Annotated in this window: 15 protein-coding genes and 1 tRNA gene; 7 read left to right on the forward strand and 9 right to left on the reverse strand. The window is 67.8% G+C overall.

All coding sequences use genetic code 11. The annotated features are described in order from the left end of the window. Positions 1-28 precede the first annotated feature (28 nt). Positions 29-568 carry a flavoprotein gene (locus tag ACZ7IB_RS10475; protein WP_470911116.1) on the reverse strand — a complete coding sequence of 180 codons (540 nt, stop codon included), beginning with the start codon at positions 566-568 and terminating at the stop codon, positions 29-31. A 29-nt stretch (positions 569-597) separates the two neighbouring features. Next, entirely contained in the window at positions 598-1833 is a 1236-nt protein-coding gene (locus ACZ7IB_RS10480) for a helix-turn-helix domain-containing protein (protein ID WP_470911119.1), read from the reverse strand. A gap of 264 nt (positions 1834-2097) precedes the next feature. Between ACZ7IB_RS10480 and ACZ7IB_RS10485 the strand changes: the two genes are divergently transcribed. Both ACZ7IB_RS10485 and ACZ7IB_RS10490 read left to right on the forward strand, forming a co-directional pair. Beyond that, positions 2098-2337 (forward strand): hypothetical protein, encoded by a 240-nt coding sequence (locus tag ACZ7IB_RS10485; protein WP_470911122.1) that lies wholly within the window; start codon positions 2098-2100, stop codon positions 2335-2337. Next, complete coding sequence (locus ACZ7IB_RS10490) at positions 2334-2582, forward strand: hypothetical protein (protein WP_470911124.1); 249 nt, start codon at positions 2334-2336, stop codon at positions 2580-2582. Before ACZ7IB_RS10485 ends, ACZ7IB_RS10490 begins: the two co-directional genes overlap by 4 nt. A 216-nt stretch (positions 2583-2798) precedes the next feature. Here the strand turns inward: ACZ7IB_RS10490 and ACZ7IB_RS10495 are convergent, their stop codons facing one another. From ACZ7IB_RS10495 to ACZ7IB_RS10505, 3 genes are all read right to left on the reverse strand, one after another. Then, positions 2799-4508: a mobilization protein gene (locus ACZ7IB_RS10495; RefSeq protein ID WP_470911127.1), complete on the reverse strand. Its 1710-nt coding sequence runs from the start codon at positions 4506-4508 to the stop codon at positions 2799-2801. Beyond that, positions 4509-5024, reverse strand: a complete 516-nt coding sequence (gene mobC / locus ACZ7IB_RS10500) for a plasmid mobilization relaxosome protein MobC (protein ID WP_470911129.1) — start codon at positions 5022-5024, stop codon at positions 4509-4511. It lies immediately after the preceding gene. A 685-nt stretch (positions 5025-5709) separates the two neighbouring features. Next, positions 5710-6534 (reverse strand): helix-turn-helix domain-containing protein, encoded by an 825-nt coding sequence (locus ACZ7IB_RS10505; RefSeq protein WP_470911131.1) that lies wholly within the window; start codon positions 6532-6534, stop codon positions 5710-5712. 612 nt (positions 6535-7146) lie between these two features. On the opposite strand from ACZ7IB_RS10505, the gene ACZ7IB_RS10510 reads away from it, so the two are divergent. After that, a complete protein-coding gene (locus tag ACZ7IB_RS10510; protein ID WP_094212726.1) occupies positions 7147-7359 on the forward strand; it encodes an excisionase family DNA-binding protein in 213 nt (70 codons plus the stop codon). Further along, entirely contained in the window at positions 7359-8567 is a 1209-nt protein-coding gene (locus ACZ7IB_RS10515) for a tyrosine-type recombinase/integrase (protein ID WP_470911135.1), read from the forward strand. Before ACZ7IB_RS10510 ends, ACZ7IB_RS10515 begins: the two co-directional genes overlap by 1 nt. A gap of 217 nt (positions 8568-8784) precedes the next feature. Here ACZ7IB_RS10515 and ACZ7IB_RS10520 read toward each other — a convergent pair. Beyond that, positions 8785-8858 (reverse strand) — tRNA-Gly (locus tag ACZ7IB_RS10520). 468 nt (positions 8859-9326) lie between these two features. On the opposite strand from ACZ7IB_RS10520, the gene dcd reads away from it, so the two are divergent. Together dcd and ACZ7IB_RS10530 are read left to right on the forward strand one after the other, a co-directional pair. Continuing rightward, positions 9327-9902, forward strand: a complete 576-nt coding sequence (gene dcd, locus ACZ7IB_RS10525; RefSeq protein WP_072487843.1) for a dCTP deaminase — start codon at positions 9327-9329, stop codon at positions 9900-9902. Between the two features lie 7 nt (positions 9903-9909). Continuing rightward, entirely contained in the window at positions 9910-10410 is a 501-nt protein-coding gene (locus ACZ7IB_RS10530; protein WP_327274342.1) for a phosphoribosyltransferase, read from the forward strand. Positions 10411-10860: 450 nt separating this feature from the next. On the opposite strand, the gene ACZ7IB_RS10535 is transcribed toward ACZ7IB_RS10530, so the two are convergent. The 3 genes from ACZ7IB_RS10535 to ACZ7IB_RS10545 form a co-directional block, all read right to left on the reverse strand. After that, positions 10861-11817, reverse strand: coding sequence for a Yip1 family protein (locus ACZ7IB_RS10535; protein WP_470911141.1), 957 nt, complete (start codon positions 11815-11817; stop codon positions 10861-10863). Positions 11818-12138: 321 nt separating this feature from the next. After that, entirely contained in the window at positions 12139-14421 is a 2283-nt protein-coding gene (locus tag ACZ7IB_RS10540) for a (Fe-S)-binding protein (RefSeq protein WP_470911143.1), read from the reverse strand. A 102-nt stretch (positions 14422-14523) separates the two neighbouring features. Then, entirely contained in the window at positions 14524-15189 is a 666-nt protein-coding gene (locus tag ACZ7IB_RS10545) for a sugar transferase (protein ID WP_470911146.1), read from the reverse strand. A gap of 313 nt (positions 15190-15502) precedes the next feature. Between ACZ7IB_RS10545 and ACZ7IB_RS10550 the strand changes: the two genes are divergently transcribed. Next, a partial coding sequence (locus ACZ7IB_RS10550) for an Hsp70 family protein (protein ID WP_470911148.1) occupies positions 15503-16594 on the forward strand: 1092 nt, incomplete at its 3' end.

Raw genomic sequence — 16594 nt, forward strand, 5'->3', positions numbered from 1 at the left:
CCCGCAGATCAAGGCAGTTGACGAGCCGTCATTCCGTGGCTTCCATGGCTCGGTCGATTGCGTCCAGCACCGCCCCCCACGGCAGGTCCCGCCCGGCGGGGGCCGCGCGTGGCTCGTGCAGCGGCCAGATGTCCGGGCCGTAGACGAGGCGAACGTCGGCCTCTCGCAGCGTGGCGATATGGCGCCGCCAGACGGGGTGGCGCGCGTGAGCGGCGTTCACCCTTGGAAAGACGACGACCGGTAGCCCCAGGGTGCCGATGGCTTCGCCCACCTGCGTCAGCGCCTGGTTGTCGGCGATACCCGTCGCGAGTTTGGCCACCGTATTCGCGCTGGCGGGGGCGACCACGTAGCAGTCCACGCTCGGGTGCGGCCTTGCCTCGCCGGGCAGCCGTGGTTCGTCTCGTACCGGCAGGCCGGTCAGCTTCTCCAGCCGGTTGACCTCACCGCTCATCCGCAGCCACCGACCGGCCGTCGGAGTGAGCGTCACGGCGACCTGCCACCCACGCGCCAGAGCCGGTTCCACCAGCCCGGTGCGCAACGCTTCGACTCCGCCGGCACTCGTGCCCACGACCCCGAGGACTCCCCGCTTCTTTGTGTTCACTCCACCGCCCTGCATCGTTGAGCCATCATGAACAACTCTGACGAACGAGCGCCGCCGGTGACCGGGGATCGCTTGATCAGGTCGCGCAGCGTGTCCCGTACACGGGGATTGTTCCGTACGAGCTGAGGCGACGCGTGCTCGGCCGTACGCAGCTCCACGAACGCGCTGTCGCCCTGGCCCGCCATTGAGAGGGCACGGGCGTAGTCGATGCGGTGGGAGACGCCGCGCTCCGGGGGCATGTGGTCCACATCGATCTGACCGTGCTCCACGACATACGAGATGTTGTCGAGGTCCAGCTCCGCCGACAGCCGGTGCAGCACGACATTCGTCGGTCCGAAGCTCGTCTGCCAGTGGTTCTCGTCGGAGCCGAGCTGGTTGGCGAGCGCCTCTGCTCGGTCCAGGAGACTCGTCGCCGTGGCCCGGTCCTGATGCCGGGCCGCTGCGATGGCAGCCCGTAGGTAGATCATGCCCAGCAGGCTCAGGGCGGCCGGATCGGTCTCATCGACCCGGGCCGACAACCACGCCGACGCGGTGTTGCCCAGTTCCATGGCGTCGTCGTACCGGCCATTGGCCAGCAAGGCATGTGTGCCGGATCGCGCGGCGGACGCCAGGACCAGCGGGTCGCCGGATTCGTCGGCGGCCCGCATGGCTCGTTCGGCGGCGAGCCACGAGATGTCGGACTCCCCGATCTTGGCGAGCGTGGTGGCGGCGAGGTGGTGTACGCGGGCGGAAACGGCCCAGCAGTCCCGGCGTTCCGCGGCGGAGCGCGCCGCGCGGTCCTCAAGCTCCTGGGCGGTCTGAAGGAGGCCGGGGAGCCCGGCGATCACCTTGCCGAGGCGACCAGACTGGTAGCCGTCCCAGGTCTGTTCTACGAGCTCGGCAGTCGGGCCGGGGCTCGGGAGCTGTGCCTCGGCCTCCGGTCCGAACAGCAACCGGGAGAGACGACGCGGACTCATCAACGCGTCCCGCACGGCAGGGACATCGTCCTGCTGCCTCTCGTCCTCCATGAGCACCGGTTGGCCGACCAGCTCACCGAGCGGCACGCGGAGCACACGGGCCAGCTCCGCGAGCATGTCGATACGCGGCGGCTTGCGCCGACCGGACTCCGCTTTCGCCAGCCAGTCCGTGCTACGGCCAACGAGCCCGGCCAGCACCTGTTGCGTGTAACCACGGCGTCTGCGGTGGAAGGCGATCCGCTCGCCGATGCTCAGGTGATCTCCGAGACCACGCATATGTGCTGTCTCCCGTGATGTAGGGGCGTTCCCCACGATAGCGACGCGGCAACGGCATGGACGGGGCCGGAGCTTCGGACAATCCCTGCGCTGCACGAGCTCAGCGTGAGGGCAGCGGTGTGCGGAGGCACGGACGATCTGTCCGGGACTGAGCGATCAGTGGAAGCTACTGGCCTTGCTGTTGTCGGGGAGCTCAGGGGCCGGACGGGCGGGCTTGGCGGCACTTCGTTAGCTCGGGGTGCAGTCCCGCGCAAGAATGGGCGCGTGACGGAGAGCGAAGTGGATCTGCTGACGCTGCTGCGTGAGCTCGATGACCCGGAGTGGCTGGAGCAGTACGACCGCGGTGAGACCACCGTCCTGTTCGGAAGCTTGGTGGCCCGGCTCGAAGACGACTTCACAGCTCGCTGCAGGGCTGAGCAGGAGCCCAGGACTCCAGCGAGTACGGACGTGTCGTCGTACCCGCGGAAGCAACGGTGTACGGGACTCGAATCGTCGTCTGCGTGAGTAAGTTCGGCTCCTTGGCTCTCGTCTGTGCCGATAACCCAGGAGCCTTCTTCGGTACGGACGATGCGCAGGACGAGGGGGAGTTGGACGCCGCCGATCTTGCCAAGGTCAATCGAGCGTTGGTCGACCTCGGGTATGCGGTAGTTCCCGAAGAACTACTGGAGTGCGACTACGACGGGCCGAGCCGGCTGCCCAGGCACGTTCAGCGGCCCAGCTGGTGGCATCGCTTCTTCGGCACCTTCTGACTGATCACGCCCCCTGGGCCAAACTGGTGCCGACAAGGCATCCGTCGCTGGCATGCGGCTGGTGCTGGAGGGCCGCCGAGCTGGGAGCGGGACCGGTTAACCATGTTGCGGAAGTCGCGTCGACCGAAGCCTTTTCGGGAGCCCGGTGCGAGGTAATGCGGTGGATCGGCGGTGGGCCTCGCTGCACTCTGCGAGCGAGGCCCTGAGCGCTGCCTTTCAGCGACTCCGGCCAGACCCCTTCGTCGGGTCAGCGGGTGGCGGGGCAACTGGTTCGGCGTGAACCGTTCCTGGTGTCCGCGTCGCTGCTGTGGTTGTGCGGGCTTGTGCGGCGCGTGCTCGGGCGCTCGGGGCGGGTCGCTGGGCGAGACGGTGGATCCGCCAGGTGAGGACCTGCGCGGGGAAGCGTGCGTCGTTCAGGGCTCGTTCGTCGACTGCTTGTTGGAGCAGGCGTTCCGGGGTGTGGCCTGCGTTTTCGGCGTTGGTGAGCGCGGCGGCTAGGGATGCCCAGCCGGGGTCGGCGAGGATTTCTTCGGCGTGCTCGGGCACGTACGCGCGTATGTGTTGGGCGTGGCGTGTGATCGCGTGCGCCGGGGGCTTGTGCTGGGCGAGTACGGCCAAGGGCGTTGCTGCGGCGTGCTGGTAGGCGGCCTGTAGGTGGTTGAGGGTCTGGCGGGCGGCGATGGCTTGCTGGTCGTGATGTCGCAGATCGTGCCAGCGGATGGCGGCTATGACGACGAGGACGGCTGCGTCGAGGAACATCGCGAGACCGGTGGCGTCCTCGGTGGTGGGTTCGCGGAGTATGGCGCGGACGGCGCCGCGTAGGGCGCGGGCGTGGTTGTGCTCGGCGTGGATGCGGGAGCGGGTGGCGCGTTCGAATGCGCCTGCGGCCTGGCGTAGTTGGGGGCGGATGGCCGCTGGGGCGATGAGGGGGAGGGCGTCGATGGCTTCGCCGAAGGCGGCGAGGTGGGCCTGCGAGGCGGTGTCGTCATCGCGGTTGAGGTGGTGGGGGATGCGTTCCGCGGCAGCGGTGGCTTGGTGCCAGGGGTTCGACCTGCGCCGGTCGTCCGGCCGCTGGCTGGTGGGTTCGGTGGCGGTCAGGCGTTCGCGGATCTTGGGGTACGACAGGTCTGGTGCGAGCTTGGAGCCGGAGAACCAGACGGGCTCGCCGGTGGCGTTGGTGTTGTCGGGTAGCGCGACCTTGTAACCGCGGATGTCGCCGGAGGGAAAGCGCTGGATCTCGACCAGCACGCTGTCGCTGGCGGAGAGCAGGGCGAGGAACTCCTCGGGGCTGGCCGCGATCGATACGGCGGTCCGGATCGCGGTGCGTAGTTGCTCGCGCGCGGTAAGCGTCTGCCCTGTGCGCTGGGCTTTCTCCTTCTCGGCGCGGGTGGGGCGTTGGGCGGCGGTGCGGTCGCCGCGTACGACTTCGCGCATCCCGAATTCCTTCTCGATGGTGACGAGTTCGCGGTCGGCGGTGAGGTAGTCGTTCCAGTGGCGGGCGGTGCGGAGGTCGCCTCGTACTTTGGTGGCGGCGATGTGGATGTGGTCGGGGGCGTGGCGTACGGCGACCCAGCGGCAGCCGTCCGGATCGCCGTCGGGTGCGATGCCGGTGGCGGCCACGACGCGGCGGGCGATGTCCGCCCATGCGGCGTCGGTCAGGATGCGGTCCTCGGGTGCGGCGCGGACCGAGCAGTGCCACACGTGCTGGTCCGGGGCGCGGTCGCCGGCCTGCTTCACCCGCAGGTCCAGGGCGTTGGCGAGGCATTTCTTCGTCGCCCTGAAGTCGTCGGCGCGGCCGGGGTCGGGTGCGAAGCCGTCCCAGGATGCGACCAGGTGCGGGTCGGTGTGTTCGTTGGCCCGCCCTGGGCCGTAGAGGTAGCTGATCAGTTTGGCGGTGTTCTTGCCGCTGGTGATTTTGGCGATCATTCAGCCGGCCGCTTTCGTGGACGCCGCGTGGTCCGAGGTGACATCGATGGCGGTGACGGCGGCGCCGACGGTTTCCAGGGTTCGTTCCGCCTGGGCGAGGACGGCGGTGTCCTCAGGGTGTGGATGGCCGCCGGAGTTGAGGACGCGGGCGATCTGGTTGACGTTGCTGCCGATCTTCGCGACCTGGGTGCGCAGGGCGTTGAGTTCGTCGATGAGGTCGTCGACGGGTGTGCGCTGGCCGGGCAGGGCGAGGTCTCCGTTGACGTGGGCCATGACGACGGCGCCGACGTAGTGGGCGGCGGCGATGTTCAGCGACCGGGCCATGGCAAGGATGCCGGTCTTCTCGTCGGTGCTGTAGCGCACGTCGACGCGCTCTTTGCGCTGGGTTTCTTTACGGTCGCGGCGGAGGGCGACGCGGTGCAGCGCGGCTTCGTCGGCGGCACGCGGAAGACACGGCTCCGCGACGACGAGCTGCTCCTCCTCGGGCACCCCCTGGTGCCCGAGCCCCTCCGCCACCCCCGGGTCGGAGGCATCCCCGTTGGACCGGCCTTTGGACGGTCCAACGGGATACCTTGCTCCGCCTGGTGCCTGGGGGCGTGTTATCTGCCGTCGTGGTCTGCTGGGGGGTTCGTGCTGCGCGCCGTGCATGGGTCCCTTTCCGAGGTGGGAGTTGGGCGTCGTACGTTGACCGGTCTTCGGCCCTAGACGGTTGCGCTGGCCGGGACTCGGTCAGGGCCTTCGTGGGTGAGGGGCGACCGGGGAGGATTGCTGCATGGACCACGTCATTGATCTCGATTTGGCCGCCGCCGAGATCACCGCCCGTCTTGGACGCCTTCGGCATGAAGGGCGATGCCGGTCCGAGGGACCTGGCCACGGTCGTTGCACACGCGGCGGGGACCGACTGAGTCGGCTGCCGGTCCCCGCTGGCTGGTCCCGCAGCTCGGAGCTCTGAGGCGTGAGCTCGGGGGCCGACCGTATGGCGTAGACGGGCCGCACTGACCTGCGATTTCCCTGCCTCTTCGGGGACCGGTCCCCGAAGAGGCAGGGGACAAGAAGGAGCTTGGTGGGGACCGGTCCCCACCTGAGTCGGGGACCGGTCCCCGACTGCCCGTCAGGGGGACCGTCCCCAGAAGACCGAGCTGTGCGGGGACCGGTCCCCGTTGTCCCCGCACTTCGCGGACCGGCCGAACAGGCGAGGGCGCTACACCGTCGGGACCGGTTCATCGAGGGCTGCCAGCAGAGCTGCCAGGTGTGCCTCCGGCCGGGTCATCCTGGCGCTCGCTGAACCGCCACTGGGGCTGGTGGCCGAGCGCGGCGCTACTGGGGCGGGGCTCCGCTCGCGAGTGATCCACGCTCGCCAGTCGGCGCCCCAAGCTGCACCCGAGCGTGGAGACCCGCCGGCCCGGAAGGCTCGCCACTTGTCGTCCGCCACTCGTACGCCCTCCTCGCCAAGGCGGGTGAGGTGCCCCTCGCTCCGCAGCCAGGATTCGCTGCCCGCGTCGACCTGCCATTGCGAGGCGGGGATGGGTGCACTGCTGCTGTACCTACTGGTTCCTATTGGTTCAATTCTGTTCTGGGGGTCGGATTCCGTTCCCCCGAGGTGCCGGAATCCGGCACCCCCCGGGGTTGGATTCTGTACCCCGGGGTCGGATTCCGGCCCGTCCGCATTGCTGGTGGAGGTATCGGATTCCGGTACCTCGGGGGTTGGAATCTGGCCCTCCTGGTGGGTCGGATTTGGAATTTCCTCGGTCATGAAACGGGCGGCTTCGGGGAGGCGGTAATAAGTTTCCCCGCGAGGCCCTTTGCGTCCGTCGAGGCGGACTATCTCGCCGCTGGCGACCAGTTTGTCCAGCGCGTCCCGAACGGCGCTGCGCGACGCGTTCGCGCGCCGCATCAGGGCTGGGACGGAGGCGTAGGCCGTGCAGGTGTGGTCGATGCAGCGATCGGCGATCAGGGTGAGGACCATGCGGGCAGTGCCTTTGCTGAGGCTGTGGTCCCATACCCAGACGCGGGCATCGTGGCTCATGGTTCGGCGGCTCCTCGAAGCAGGGGGTGGTGGCGGTGGCTGCGAATCGCGCGACTGCGGTGCTGCCGTCGGACGGAGCTGGCGCACCGAAGGCCGATCCGGGCGGCCTTCATTTCAGCGACTGGACCAAGAAGGAAGCCACATCGCCTCGCGCAAGTCCAGGGTTGCTTCGCACAAAGCGAGCAGCCGACGGCGAACGCCGGTGGAACACGGTCCAAAAACGATAGACCCGAATCGGCCGTTCACCAAGAAGTTCGTGCCGGTGGTGCCCGTGACCGATCCGCCTTTGGCTTCAGGTCAGCAAAATGTGGGCCGGATCCCCAACTCCTGTACTCTCGAAATCTGCTAGGAGTCGAGGCAACATAGACGCACATCGCCGGTTAACCAAACCGGCGATGCAGAGGTATCACTACGGGACGCCGAAATAGTCCCAGCGGGGGCAGCGCGATAGCTCGACGCGGTCGCGATGCCCGTACGTCTGCCTCCATGGGCGTGCCCCTGCTTGGGCGCATCGGTTTTTGACCCGCCGCCTCGTAGAAGGAACACCCTTGCCCCGACCCGCAGTGATCACCACCCCATGGCCCGCCGACACGTGGGAGGAGGCGGTCTCGAATGGCTGACCGCCTTCTCGGCGTGGCCGAGGCAGCCGAACGTCTCGGTGTCGGTGAGCGATTCATCCGCCGCCTCGTATCCGAGCGCCGTATCCGATACGTCAAGGTCGGCAAGCACGTCCGCATCTCCGACACCGCGCTGGACGCTTACGTAGAGGCGCGTACGGTCGAGCCGGTCCGTACTCGCCGCTCCGAGTTCAGGGCTGCGGCCTAATGGCCCGTCCGCGCCAGAAGGCTCCGCGCCGCACATTCGGCGCGATACGACAACTGCCCTCGGGGCGCTATCAGGCCCGCTACCCGAACACGGCCGATGACATCCTTCGGCCCGCGCCGGAAACCTTCGAGACCAGGCGCGATGCAGAGGCGTTCCTCGTCCAGGTCCAAGCGGACCAGATGCGGGGCGACTGGCTCGACCCGACCGCCGGGGAAGTCTTGTTCGCCGACTACGCCACGCGCTGGATCGCGGAACGCGGCCTGGCCCCGACCACGGCTGAGTTGTACCGCCGGCTGTTCCGGCTTCACCTGGAGCCGACGTTCGGCGAGATGAACGTCAACATGATCAGCCCCGCTCGGGTCAGAGCCTGGCGGGCGGAGCGGTTGTCCGCCACCGGTGCCACCACGGTGGCCAAGTCGTACCGGCTTCTCAAGGCCGTGTTGGAGACCGCCGTCGAGGACGACATGCTGCGCAAGAACCCCTGCCGTATCCGCGGGGCAGGTCGCGAGGATGCTGACGAGCGACCCGTGGCGACGGTCGACCAGGTCTTCGCCGCGGCAGAGGTGATCGGCCTGCGCTGGCGCCTCATGGTTCTGCTCGGAGCCTTCGCCTCGATGCGACCCGAGGAACTTGCCGAGCTTCGGCGGCGGGACGTGGACCTCGACTCCAGTGCGCTTTGGGTTCGCCGTGCCGCACCGGAGCTCAACACAGGTCGCCGCGTGGTCGGCGCTCCCAAGTCCCGGGCGGGCCGACGGGAGATCGTGCTGCCGTCATTCCTCCACGAGGACGTTCGCCGGCACCTGGAATGGTTCGCCCAGCCGGGGCCGGACGGGCTTGTCTTCGTCGGCGAGAGGGGGGCGGTACTGCGCGGCACTACGTTCGGCCGCAAGTGGCGCAGGGCCCGGGACAAGGCCGGGCTGCCCGAAGGCTTCCGCTTCTACGACCTACGGCACACAGGCAACACGCTCGCGGCCGACACCGGTGCCAAGCTCAAGGACCTCATGGTCCGAGCCGGCCAGTCCTCCGAGCGCGCGCAACTGATCTACCAGCACTCCACCAAGGAACACCAGCGCAGGCTTGCCGCCAACATCGATCTCGACGTACGCCGCCAGCAGTCGGCCGCCGCCACGGGGAGTGGTGGCGCGACCGTTCACCCGCTGGTGCCGCGCCCGCTCGGACCATCCGCCCCACGGGCCGCGCGGCGTTGATCGGGCAGGAGCAGACCGTCCGCACCGTGTATGTGACGCAGGCGACTTGGAAGTGATCTCACGATGCGGGACCCGGTAGCGGAGCGCTCGGCCTGGGGAGTGACGGATCCACTATTGATGCAGGTCGGGAGGGTCGTTATGGCACGCGAATGGCACGGGCCCTAAAAGTGGTCTAGACAACAAACAAGGCCCTGGTCTCCGACCAGGGCCTTCATCATGGAGCGGGTGACGAGAATCGAACTCGCGCTCTGAGCTTGGGAAGCTCATGTTCTACCATTAAACTACACCCGCGAAGCGAGCCGTTTGATCGGCTCCACATCGTTCCACACTGTACCCCATGCCAGGTCCCCGGCGTTTGAGCCGTGGGGCCTTTTCGTTGTGGAGGGAGGGTGGATGCGGTTGCCGTGGGCGGGAGTTGGGGGCGTAGCGTGGGTGGTCGGAGTGCCGCCTGGAGTGGCGTCCTATTCATCCCCTAATGTGGCTTTCTCGTCCAAGGCTTGTTGGGGAAGGGACTTGATGGACTCCATGGAGCGCACCGTCGTCCGCTGTGCCGAAGGGCACGTTTTCGCTACCGCTTCGTTCCCGATGCAGCAGCTCGGGTCCGGGCGGCTCGGTCCCGGGCGGCTCATTCGCTGTCCTCGTTGTGCGCGGCTTCGGCACGCCGTGCCTGTGGTGTTCGAGGAGCGCTAGGAGCGGTCACAGGCGCGCGGGGCGGTCCCGGATTGGGGCGGGCCCGCGCGTTCTGCGTATCCTCGGGGCGTGCTTCTCTCAGATAAGGACATCCGGGCCGAGATCGACGCCGGACGTGTACGCATTGATCCGTTCGACGCGTCGATGGTGCAGCCCTCGAGCATCGATGTGCGGCTCGACCGCTACTTCCGGGTGTTCGAGAACCACCGCTATCCGCATATTGATCCAGCCGTCGAGCAGGCCGATCTGACGCGCATGGTCGAGCCGGACGGGGACGAGGCGTTCATCCTGCACCCCGGTGAGTTCGTGCTCGCTTCGACGTACGAGGTCATCTCGCTGCCCGACGATCTTGCGTCGCGGCTGGAGGGCAAGAGTTCGCTGGGGCGGCTCGGTCTTGTGACGCATTCGACCGCCGGATTCATCGACCCCGGTTTCTCCGGGCACGTGACCCTGGAACTGTCGAATCTCGCCACGTTGCCGATCAAGCTGTGGCCGGGGATGAAGATCGGGCAGCTCTGCATGTTCCGGCTGAGTTCGCCTTCGGAATTCCCGTACGGCTCCGAGCGGTACGGATCGCGGTATCAGGGCCAGCGCGGGCCGACCGCGTCGCGGTCGTTCATGAATTTCCACCGGACCCAGGTGTGATGCCGGGATGAACGGTGATGTGCGGGAGAACCTGACGTACGAGGGGTTCGGTCATGCCGTGCGTGAGCTGGCGCAGACCGTGGCCGACGACGGATTCGAGCCCGATGTCGTGCTGAGCATCGCGCGGGGCGGGGTATTCGTCGCGGGTGGGCTCGCTTATGCCCTGGACTGCAAGAACATTCATCTGGTGAACGTGGAGTTCTATACCGGGGTGGGTACCACCTTGGAAATGCCGGTCATGCTGGCGCCCGTTCCGAATGTGATCGACTTCTCGGACAAGAAGGTTCTGATCGCCGACGACGTCGCCGATACCGGGAAGACGCTGAAGCTGGTGCGCGATTTCTGTATCGATCACGTTGCCGAGGTGCGCAGCGCGGTCATCTACGAGAAGCCGCATTCGCTCGTGAAGTGCGAGTATGTGTGGAAGAAGACCGATCGCTGGATCAACTTCCCGTGGAGCGTGGACAAGCCCGTCGTGCCGCGTAGCGGGCAGGTTCTCGACGCGTAGAGCCGGCGGTCCGCGGCCGGTGGTGTGTGGTCAGGGGCAGACGACGCGGTACTGGAAGCCCGATACCGTCGGGTTGTAGAAGCTCTGGGCCGCACCGTTCCTCTCGGCCACGGAGACGCACACCTCGTACGACGCACCGTGCACCAGGTCCCGGCGGACCTCCCACTCCTCCCACTGCGGATTGTCGTGCGGCGTCGGCCCCTGGCCCCTCGCAGTCCAGCCTGCCGTCCAACCCGGCAGCGGCGGACTGCGGTCGCTGGAACACGACGAGAGTCCCCCGCATGGAGGCCCGCGCCTGCGGCCGTGCCGAGGGCGACCGCCGGTACGTGATCGCCGAGTGGACACGTGGCCGAGATGCGCGGCACGGTCGTTTGCGAGCAGTCGCACCCGTATGAGGAAGAGCCCCCGACGCGGTGTGCCGGGGGCTCTTCCTCATACGGTCGGATGCCGTCAGATCGTGCCCAGCTTGATGATCGACAGCAGCGCGATCAGCTGGATCGCGGATGCGCCCAGCGCCTTCGGCCACGGCAGGTCGTGCGACTTGCTCACCATCGAGGTGAAGAGCGCGGCCGAGGCCAGCCAGGTGATCCAGCCGAGGACCTGGACCAGGGAGTTCTCGCCGCCGAGAAAGAGCGCGAATATCAGGCGGGGAGCGTCCGTGATCGACATGATCAGCATGGAGAGGCCCACGGTCGGCTGCCAGGAGCCGTCGCCGCCGAGCTGGCGGGCGAGCGTGTGCGTGACCGCGCCCAGGACCAGGCCGCCGATGACGAAGCCGATGCCCGTGATGACGACGTAGGGGACCGCTGCGGAGATCGTCGCGTGGATCGCGTCGTCCCGGGCCTGGTCGAAGCCGAAGAGGGCGAGCAGGCCGTACAGGAACGTGACGATGAGCGCGGGGCCCCAGACCGGGTAGTCGCGCATCTGCCAGAACGTCGGGCCCGGGCGCAGCACGATGCCGGTGAGCAGGTCCTTCCACGGCAGCCGTGGGCCCGCGGGCTGGGCGGGGGCCTGGCCGGCGCGGTAGGTGTTGCCGTCGCCGTAGGGGTCCTCGCCGATGCTGAACGCCTGGGTGTGGCCGGGGGAGTTGGCGTACGGGTCGCCGTGCTGGGGGGACCCGTGGGGTTGGTGGGGCTGCTGGTGCGGGTCGCCGAAATACTCCGGCTCGCCGTGGCCGCCACTGTTGTAGCCGTTGCCGTAGCCGCCGTTGTGCTCGCCGGGCCCGTTGTTTCCACCGTGCCCGCCGTTGTTGTACGGGGGCGGGGCGCCGTTGCCTCCCGTCGGCGGCCATGGCTGCCGGGCGTACGGCGGTGGTGCCTGTGTGCCGTACGGCTGCTGCCGCGGTTGCTGTTGCGCTTGCTGCGGGGTGCGGTTGTCCCGGCCGCGTCCGATCCTGAATCCAGCCACGTCATCGAACGTACCTGGTCTGCGCGGGTGCGGTGAGAGGGCCTGGGGAACCTGTCCGCCATTGCGGCCGAGCTGTGACATCCCCTAGGGGAACCCTGGGGGGTCGACCCCATGTGCAGCGTGCGGGAATACAGAAGCGGGGGGGGGGGGGGGGGGGGGGGGGGGGGGGGGGGGGGGGGGGGGGGGGGGGGGGGGGGGGGGGGGGGGGGGCTGTCGGATCCTTGGTCTCTACCCCCCCCCTCCCCCCCCCCCCCCCCCCCCCCCCCCCCCCCCCCCCCCCCCCCCCCCCCCCCCCCCGCTTCTGTCGCACGACAGCCCTGGCTACTTCACCGGCTCGGGCTCCGGTGCGTCCGCCGGTTCCGCCTCGCCGGCCGGGTCGGCCGGGGTCTTCACGGAGTCCAGCAGCAGCTGCGATACGTCGACCACCTGGACCGACTCCTTCGCCTTGCCGTCGTTCTTCTTGCCGTTGACAGAGTCGGTCAGCATGACGAGGCAGAACGGGCAGGCGGTGGAGACGATGTCCGGGTTGAGGGAGAGGGCTTCGTCGACGCGCTCGTTGTTGATGCGCTTGCCGATCCGCTCCTCCATCCACATCCGGGCACCACCGGCACCGCAGCAGAAGCCGCGCTCCTTGTGGCGGTGCATCTCCTCGTTCCTGAGGCCCGGGACCTTCGCGATGATCTCGCGCGGCGGGGTGTAGATCTTGTTGTGACGGCCCAGATAGCACGGGTCGTGGTACGTGATCAGGCCCTCGACCGGGGTCACCGGGATCAGCTTGCCCTCGTCGATGAGGTGCTGGAGCAGCTGGGTGTGGTGGATGACCTCGTACTCGCCGCCGAGCTGCGGGTACTCGTTCGCGATGGTGTTGAAGCAGTGCGGGCAGGTCGCGACGATCTTCTTCGACGACTTCGGCTTCTTCGTCTCCGGGTCGACCCCGCCGTCCTCGTCGAGGGACTCGCCGAACGCCATGTTCAGCATCGCGACGTTCTCCTGGCCGAGCTGCTGGAACAGCGGCTCGTTGCCCAGGCGGCGGGCCGAGTCACCGGTGCACTTCTCGTCGCCGCCCATGATCGCGAACTTGACGCCCGCGATGTGGAGGAGCTCCGCGAAGGCCTTGGTGGTCTTCTTGGCCCGGTCTTCGAGAGCGCCCGCGCAGCCGACCCAGTACAGGTAGTCGACCTCGGACAGGTCCTCGACGTCCTTGCCGACGATCGGGACCTCGAAGTCGACCTCCTTGGTCCACTCGACGCGCTGCTTCTTGGCGAGCCCCCAGGGGTTGCCCTTCTTCTCCAGGTTCTTGAGCATCGTGCCCGCCTCGGACGGGAACGCGGACTCGATCATCACCTGGTAGCGGCGCATGTCGACGATGTGGTCGATGTGCTCGATGTCGACCGGGCACTGCTCCACGCACGCACCGCAGGTGGTGCAGGACCAGAGCACGTCCGGGTCGATGACGCCGTTCTCCTCGACCGTGCCGATCAGCGGGCGCTCGGCCTCCGCGAGAGCCGCGGCCGGAACGTCCTTCAGCTGCTCCTCGGACGCCTTCTCGTTGCCCTCCATGTCCTTGCCGCCACCGGCCAGCAGATACGGGGCCTTGGCGTGCGCGTGGTCGCGCAGGGACATGATCAGGAGCTTCGGGGAGAGCGGCTTGCCGGTGTTCCAGGCCGGGCACTGCGACTGGCAGCGACCGCACTCCGTACACGTGGAGAAGTCGAGGATGCCCTTCCAGGAGAACTGCTCGACCTGGGAGACACCGAAGACGTCGTCCTCGCCCGGGTCCTCGAAGTCGATCTCCTTGCCGCCGGACGTCATCGGCTGCAGTGCTCCGAGCGCCGACGACCCGTCTGCGTTCCGCTTGAACCAGATGTTCGGGAAGGCGAGGAAGCGGTGCCAGGCGACACCCATGTTCGTGTTGAGCGAGACCGTGATCATCCAGATCAGCGAAACGCCGATCTTGACCATCGCGGTGAAGTAGATGAGGTTCTGCAACGTGCCGAGCGCGAGGCCCTTGAACGCGAGGACCAGGGGGTACGAGATGAAGTACGCGGCCTCGTAACCCTCGACGTGGTGGATCGCGCCCTCGAGGCCGCGCAGGGTCAGGATCGCCAGGCCGATGATGAGGATGACGTACTCGACGAAGTACGCCTGCCAGGCCTTGGAGCCCGCGAAACGGGACTTGCGGCCGGCCCGGGACGGCAGGTTCAGCAGCCGGATGGCGATCAGCACGAGGATGCCGACCGTCGTCATCAGACCGATGAACTCGGTGTACATCTCGAACGGCGGCCAGTTGCCGATGATCGGCAGGACCCAGTCGGCCTTGAAGAGCTGCCCGTACGCCTGGAGCAGCGTCGGCGGCAGCGTCAGGAAGCCGATGGCGACGAACCAGTGCGCGAAGCCGACGATCCCCCACCGGTTCATCCGGGTGTGGCCGAGGAACTCCTTGACCAGGGTGATCGTGCGCTGTTTCGGGTTGTCGGTGCGGCTGCTTGCCGGGACCGGCTGTCCGAGCTTGACGAACCGGTAGATCTGCGCGACGGCTCGGGCGATGAGCGCAACGCCGACCACAGTCAGCACCAGCGACACGATGATCGCGGCGAGTTGCATTTGGGGGCTCCTCGGGCCTGCGAGGGTGGGATCCAGCGTCTACAAGCGAATACTGGCGATTACTAAGCAGTAACTTAATCAGTCTGTGCTGACACTATCCACTTATTCCGCCGCGCTGTAGCCGCACCGGCGGTGATCTGTGTCGCTCAGGTGTGCCTTGCCGCGCAGGGCGAGTCCGCGGATCGCCCTGCGCAGCGGAGCGTGTACGGCTCTCGCCAGGATGGCCAGGTCGAGTCCCACCCAGTGGTGCTCGGCGTAGTGCTGGTCGAGCAGGGCCGGCTCGTCCCACGGCATTCCGGAGCGGGAGCGTACCTGCGCCAGGCCGGTGAGGCCCGGTTTCAGTTCCTGCCGCCAGTGTCTCGCGGCAGTGGTGGCGGCGGTTTCGGGGGTACCGGCATCGGCTCCGGGGGTCCGGGCCCGCTCGTCGTCCGGTGCCAGGGGCTCCGGGCCGACCAGGGAGAGGTCTCCCCGTACGACGTGTGGCAGCCGGGAGAGCAGATCCAGCCGCAGTCGCCGGGTGCGCAGCGAGTGCAGTACGAAGAGGTGGCCGCCCAGGCCGATCCGGGGTGAGTGGGTCAGTACGCCGCCGGGGGGCCGCCGCGCCGCGAGGGCGAGGGCGCCCGCGGCGAGCAGGGGGGCGGCCAGGGCCAGCAGGGCCGAGCCGAGGGTCAGGTCCAGTACGCGCTTGGCCGACGGCCACGCCTGCCGCCATTCCCGTAGCCACTCCCATGTCCACTCCCGCGGCTGTGCCTGCATGCGGATCGGCATGCGGCCCGGCATACGGCCCGGCCTCTGCCCCTGTCTCTGCCTCTGCATCGTTCGCACCTGCCTGGGGGTCGGGCGGATCTGCTGCCGGTTTTGCGCGACTCACGGCGTTTTGTGACAGAACGATCCCACGGCGCGATGATGGGGACGGCCTGCGTGGCCCGTGGGGCGGGTAGGTGTCGCCCTTGATCTCCCTGTGCGCGCGAGGTGCGTGCACGATAGTTGAGTCAGTGCGACTCAACTCTGTTGACACTGGGGCGCCGCTCGTGCATCCTTGAGTCAGTTCCACTCAAGTAGTCAAGCTGGAGGAATTGAAATGGCACGTGCGGTCGGCATCGACCTGGGCACGACTAACTCCGTCGTCAGCGTTCTCGAAGGCGGCGAGCCCACCGTCATCACCAACGCAGAGGGCGCCAGGACCACGCCGTCCGTCGTCGCCTTCGCGAAGAACGGCGAGGTGCTGGTCGGCGAGGTCGCCAAGCGTCAGGCAGTGACCAACGTCGACAGGACCATCCGCTCCGTCAAGCGCCACATGGGCACTGACTGGAAGATCGACCTGGACGGCAAGAGCTTCAACCCGCAGCAGATGAGCGCCTTCATCCTGCAGAAGCTGAAGCGGGATGCCGAGTCGTACCTGGGTGAGAAGGTGACCGACGCGGTCATCACGGTCCCCGCGTACTTCAACGACTCCGAGCGTCAGGCGACGAAGGAGGCCGGCGAGATCGCGGGTCTGAACGTCCTGCGTATCGTCAACGAGCCGACGGCCGCCGCGCTGGCGTACGGGCTCGACAAGGACGACCAGACGATCCTCGTCTTCGACCTCGGTGGCGGCACCTTCGACGTATCGCTGCTGGAGATCGGCGACGGCGTCGTCGAGGTGAAGGCCACCAACGGTGACAACCACCTCGGTGGTGACGACTGGGACCAGCGTGTCGTCGACTACCTGGTGAAGCAGTTCGCCAACGGTCACGGCGTGGACCTGTCCAAGGACAAGATGGCTCTCCAGCGTCTGCGCGAGGCTGCGGAGAAGGCGAAGATCGAGCTCTCGTCCTCGACCGAGACCACGATCAACCTGCCCTACATCACGGCGTCCGCCGAGGGCCCGCTGCACCTGGACGAGAAGCTCACGCGCTCGCAGTTCCAGCAGCTCACCGCCGACCTCCTGGACCGCTGCAAGAGCCCGTTCCACAACGTCATCAAGGACGCGGGCATCCAGCTCTCCGAGATCGACCACGTCGTTCTCGTCGGTGGCTCCACCCGTATGCCGGCCGTCGCCGAGCTCGTCAAGGAGCTGACCGGTGGCCAGGAGGCCAACAAGGGTGTGAACCCGGACGAGGTCGTCGCCATCGGCGCCTCGCTCCAGGCCGGTGTCCTCAAGGGTGAGGTCAAGGACGTCCTGCTCCTCGAC

This window comes from Streptomyces sp. NPDC037301, from assembly GCF_055602785.1.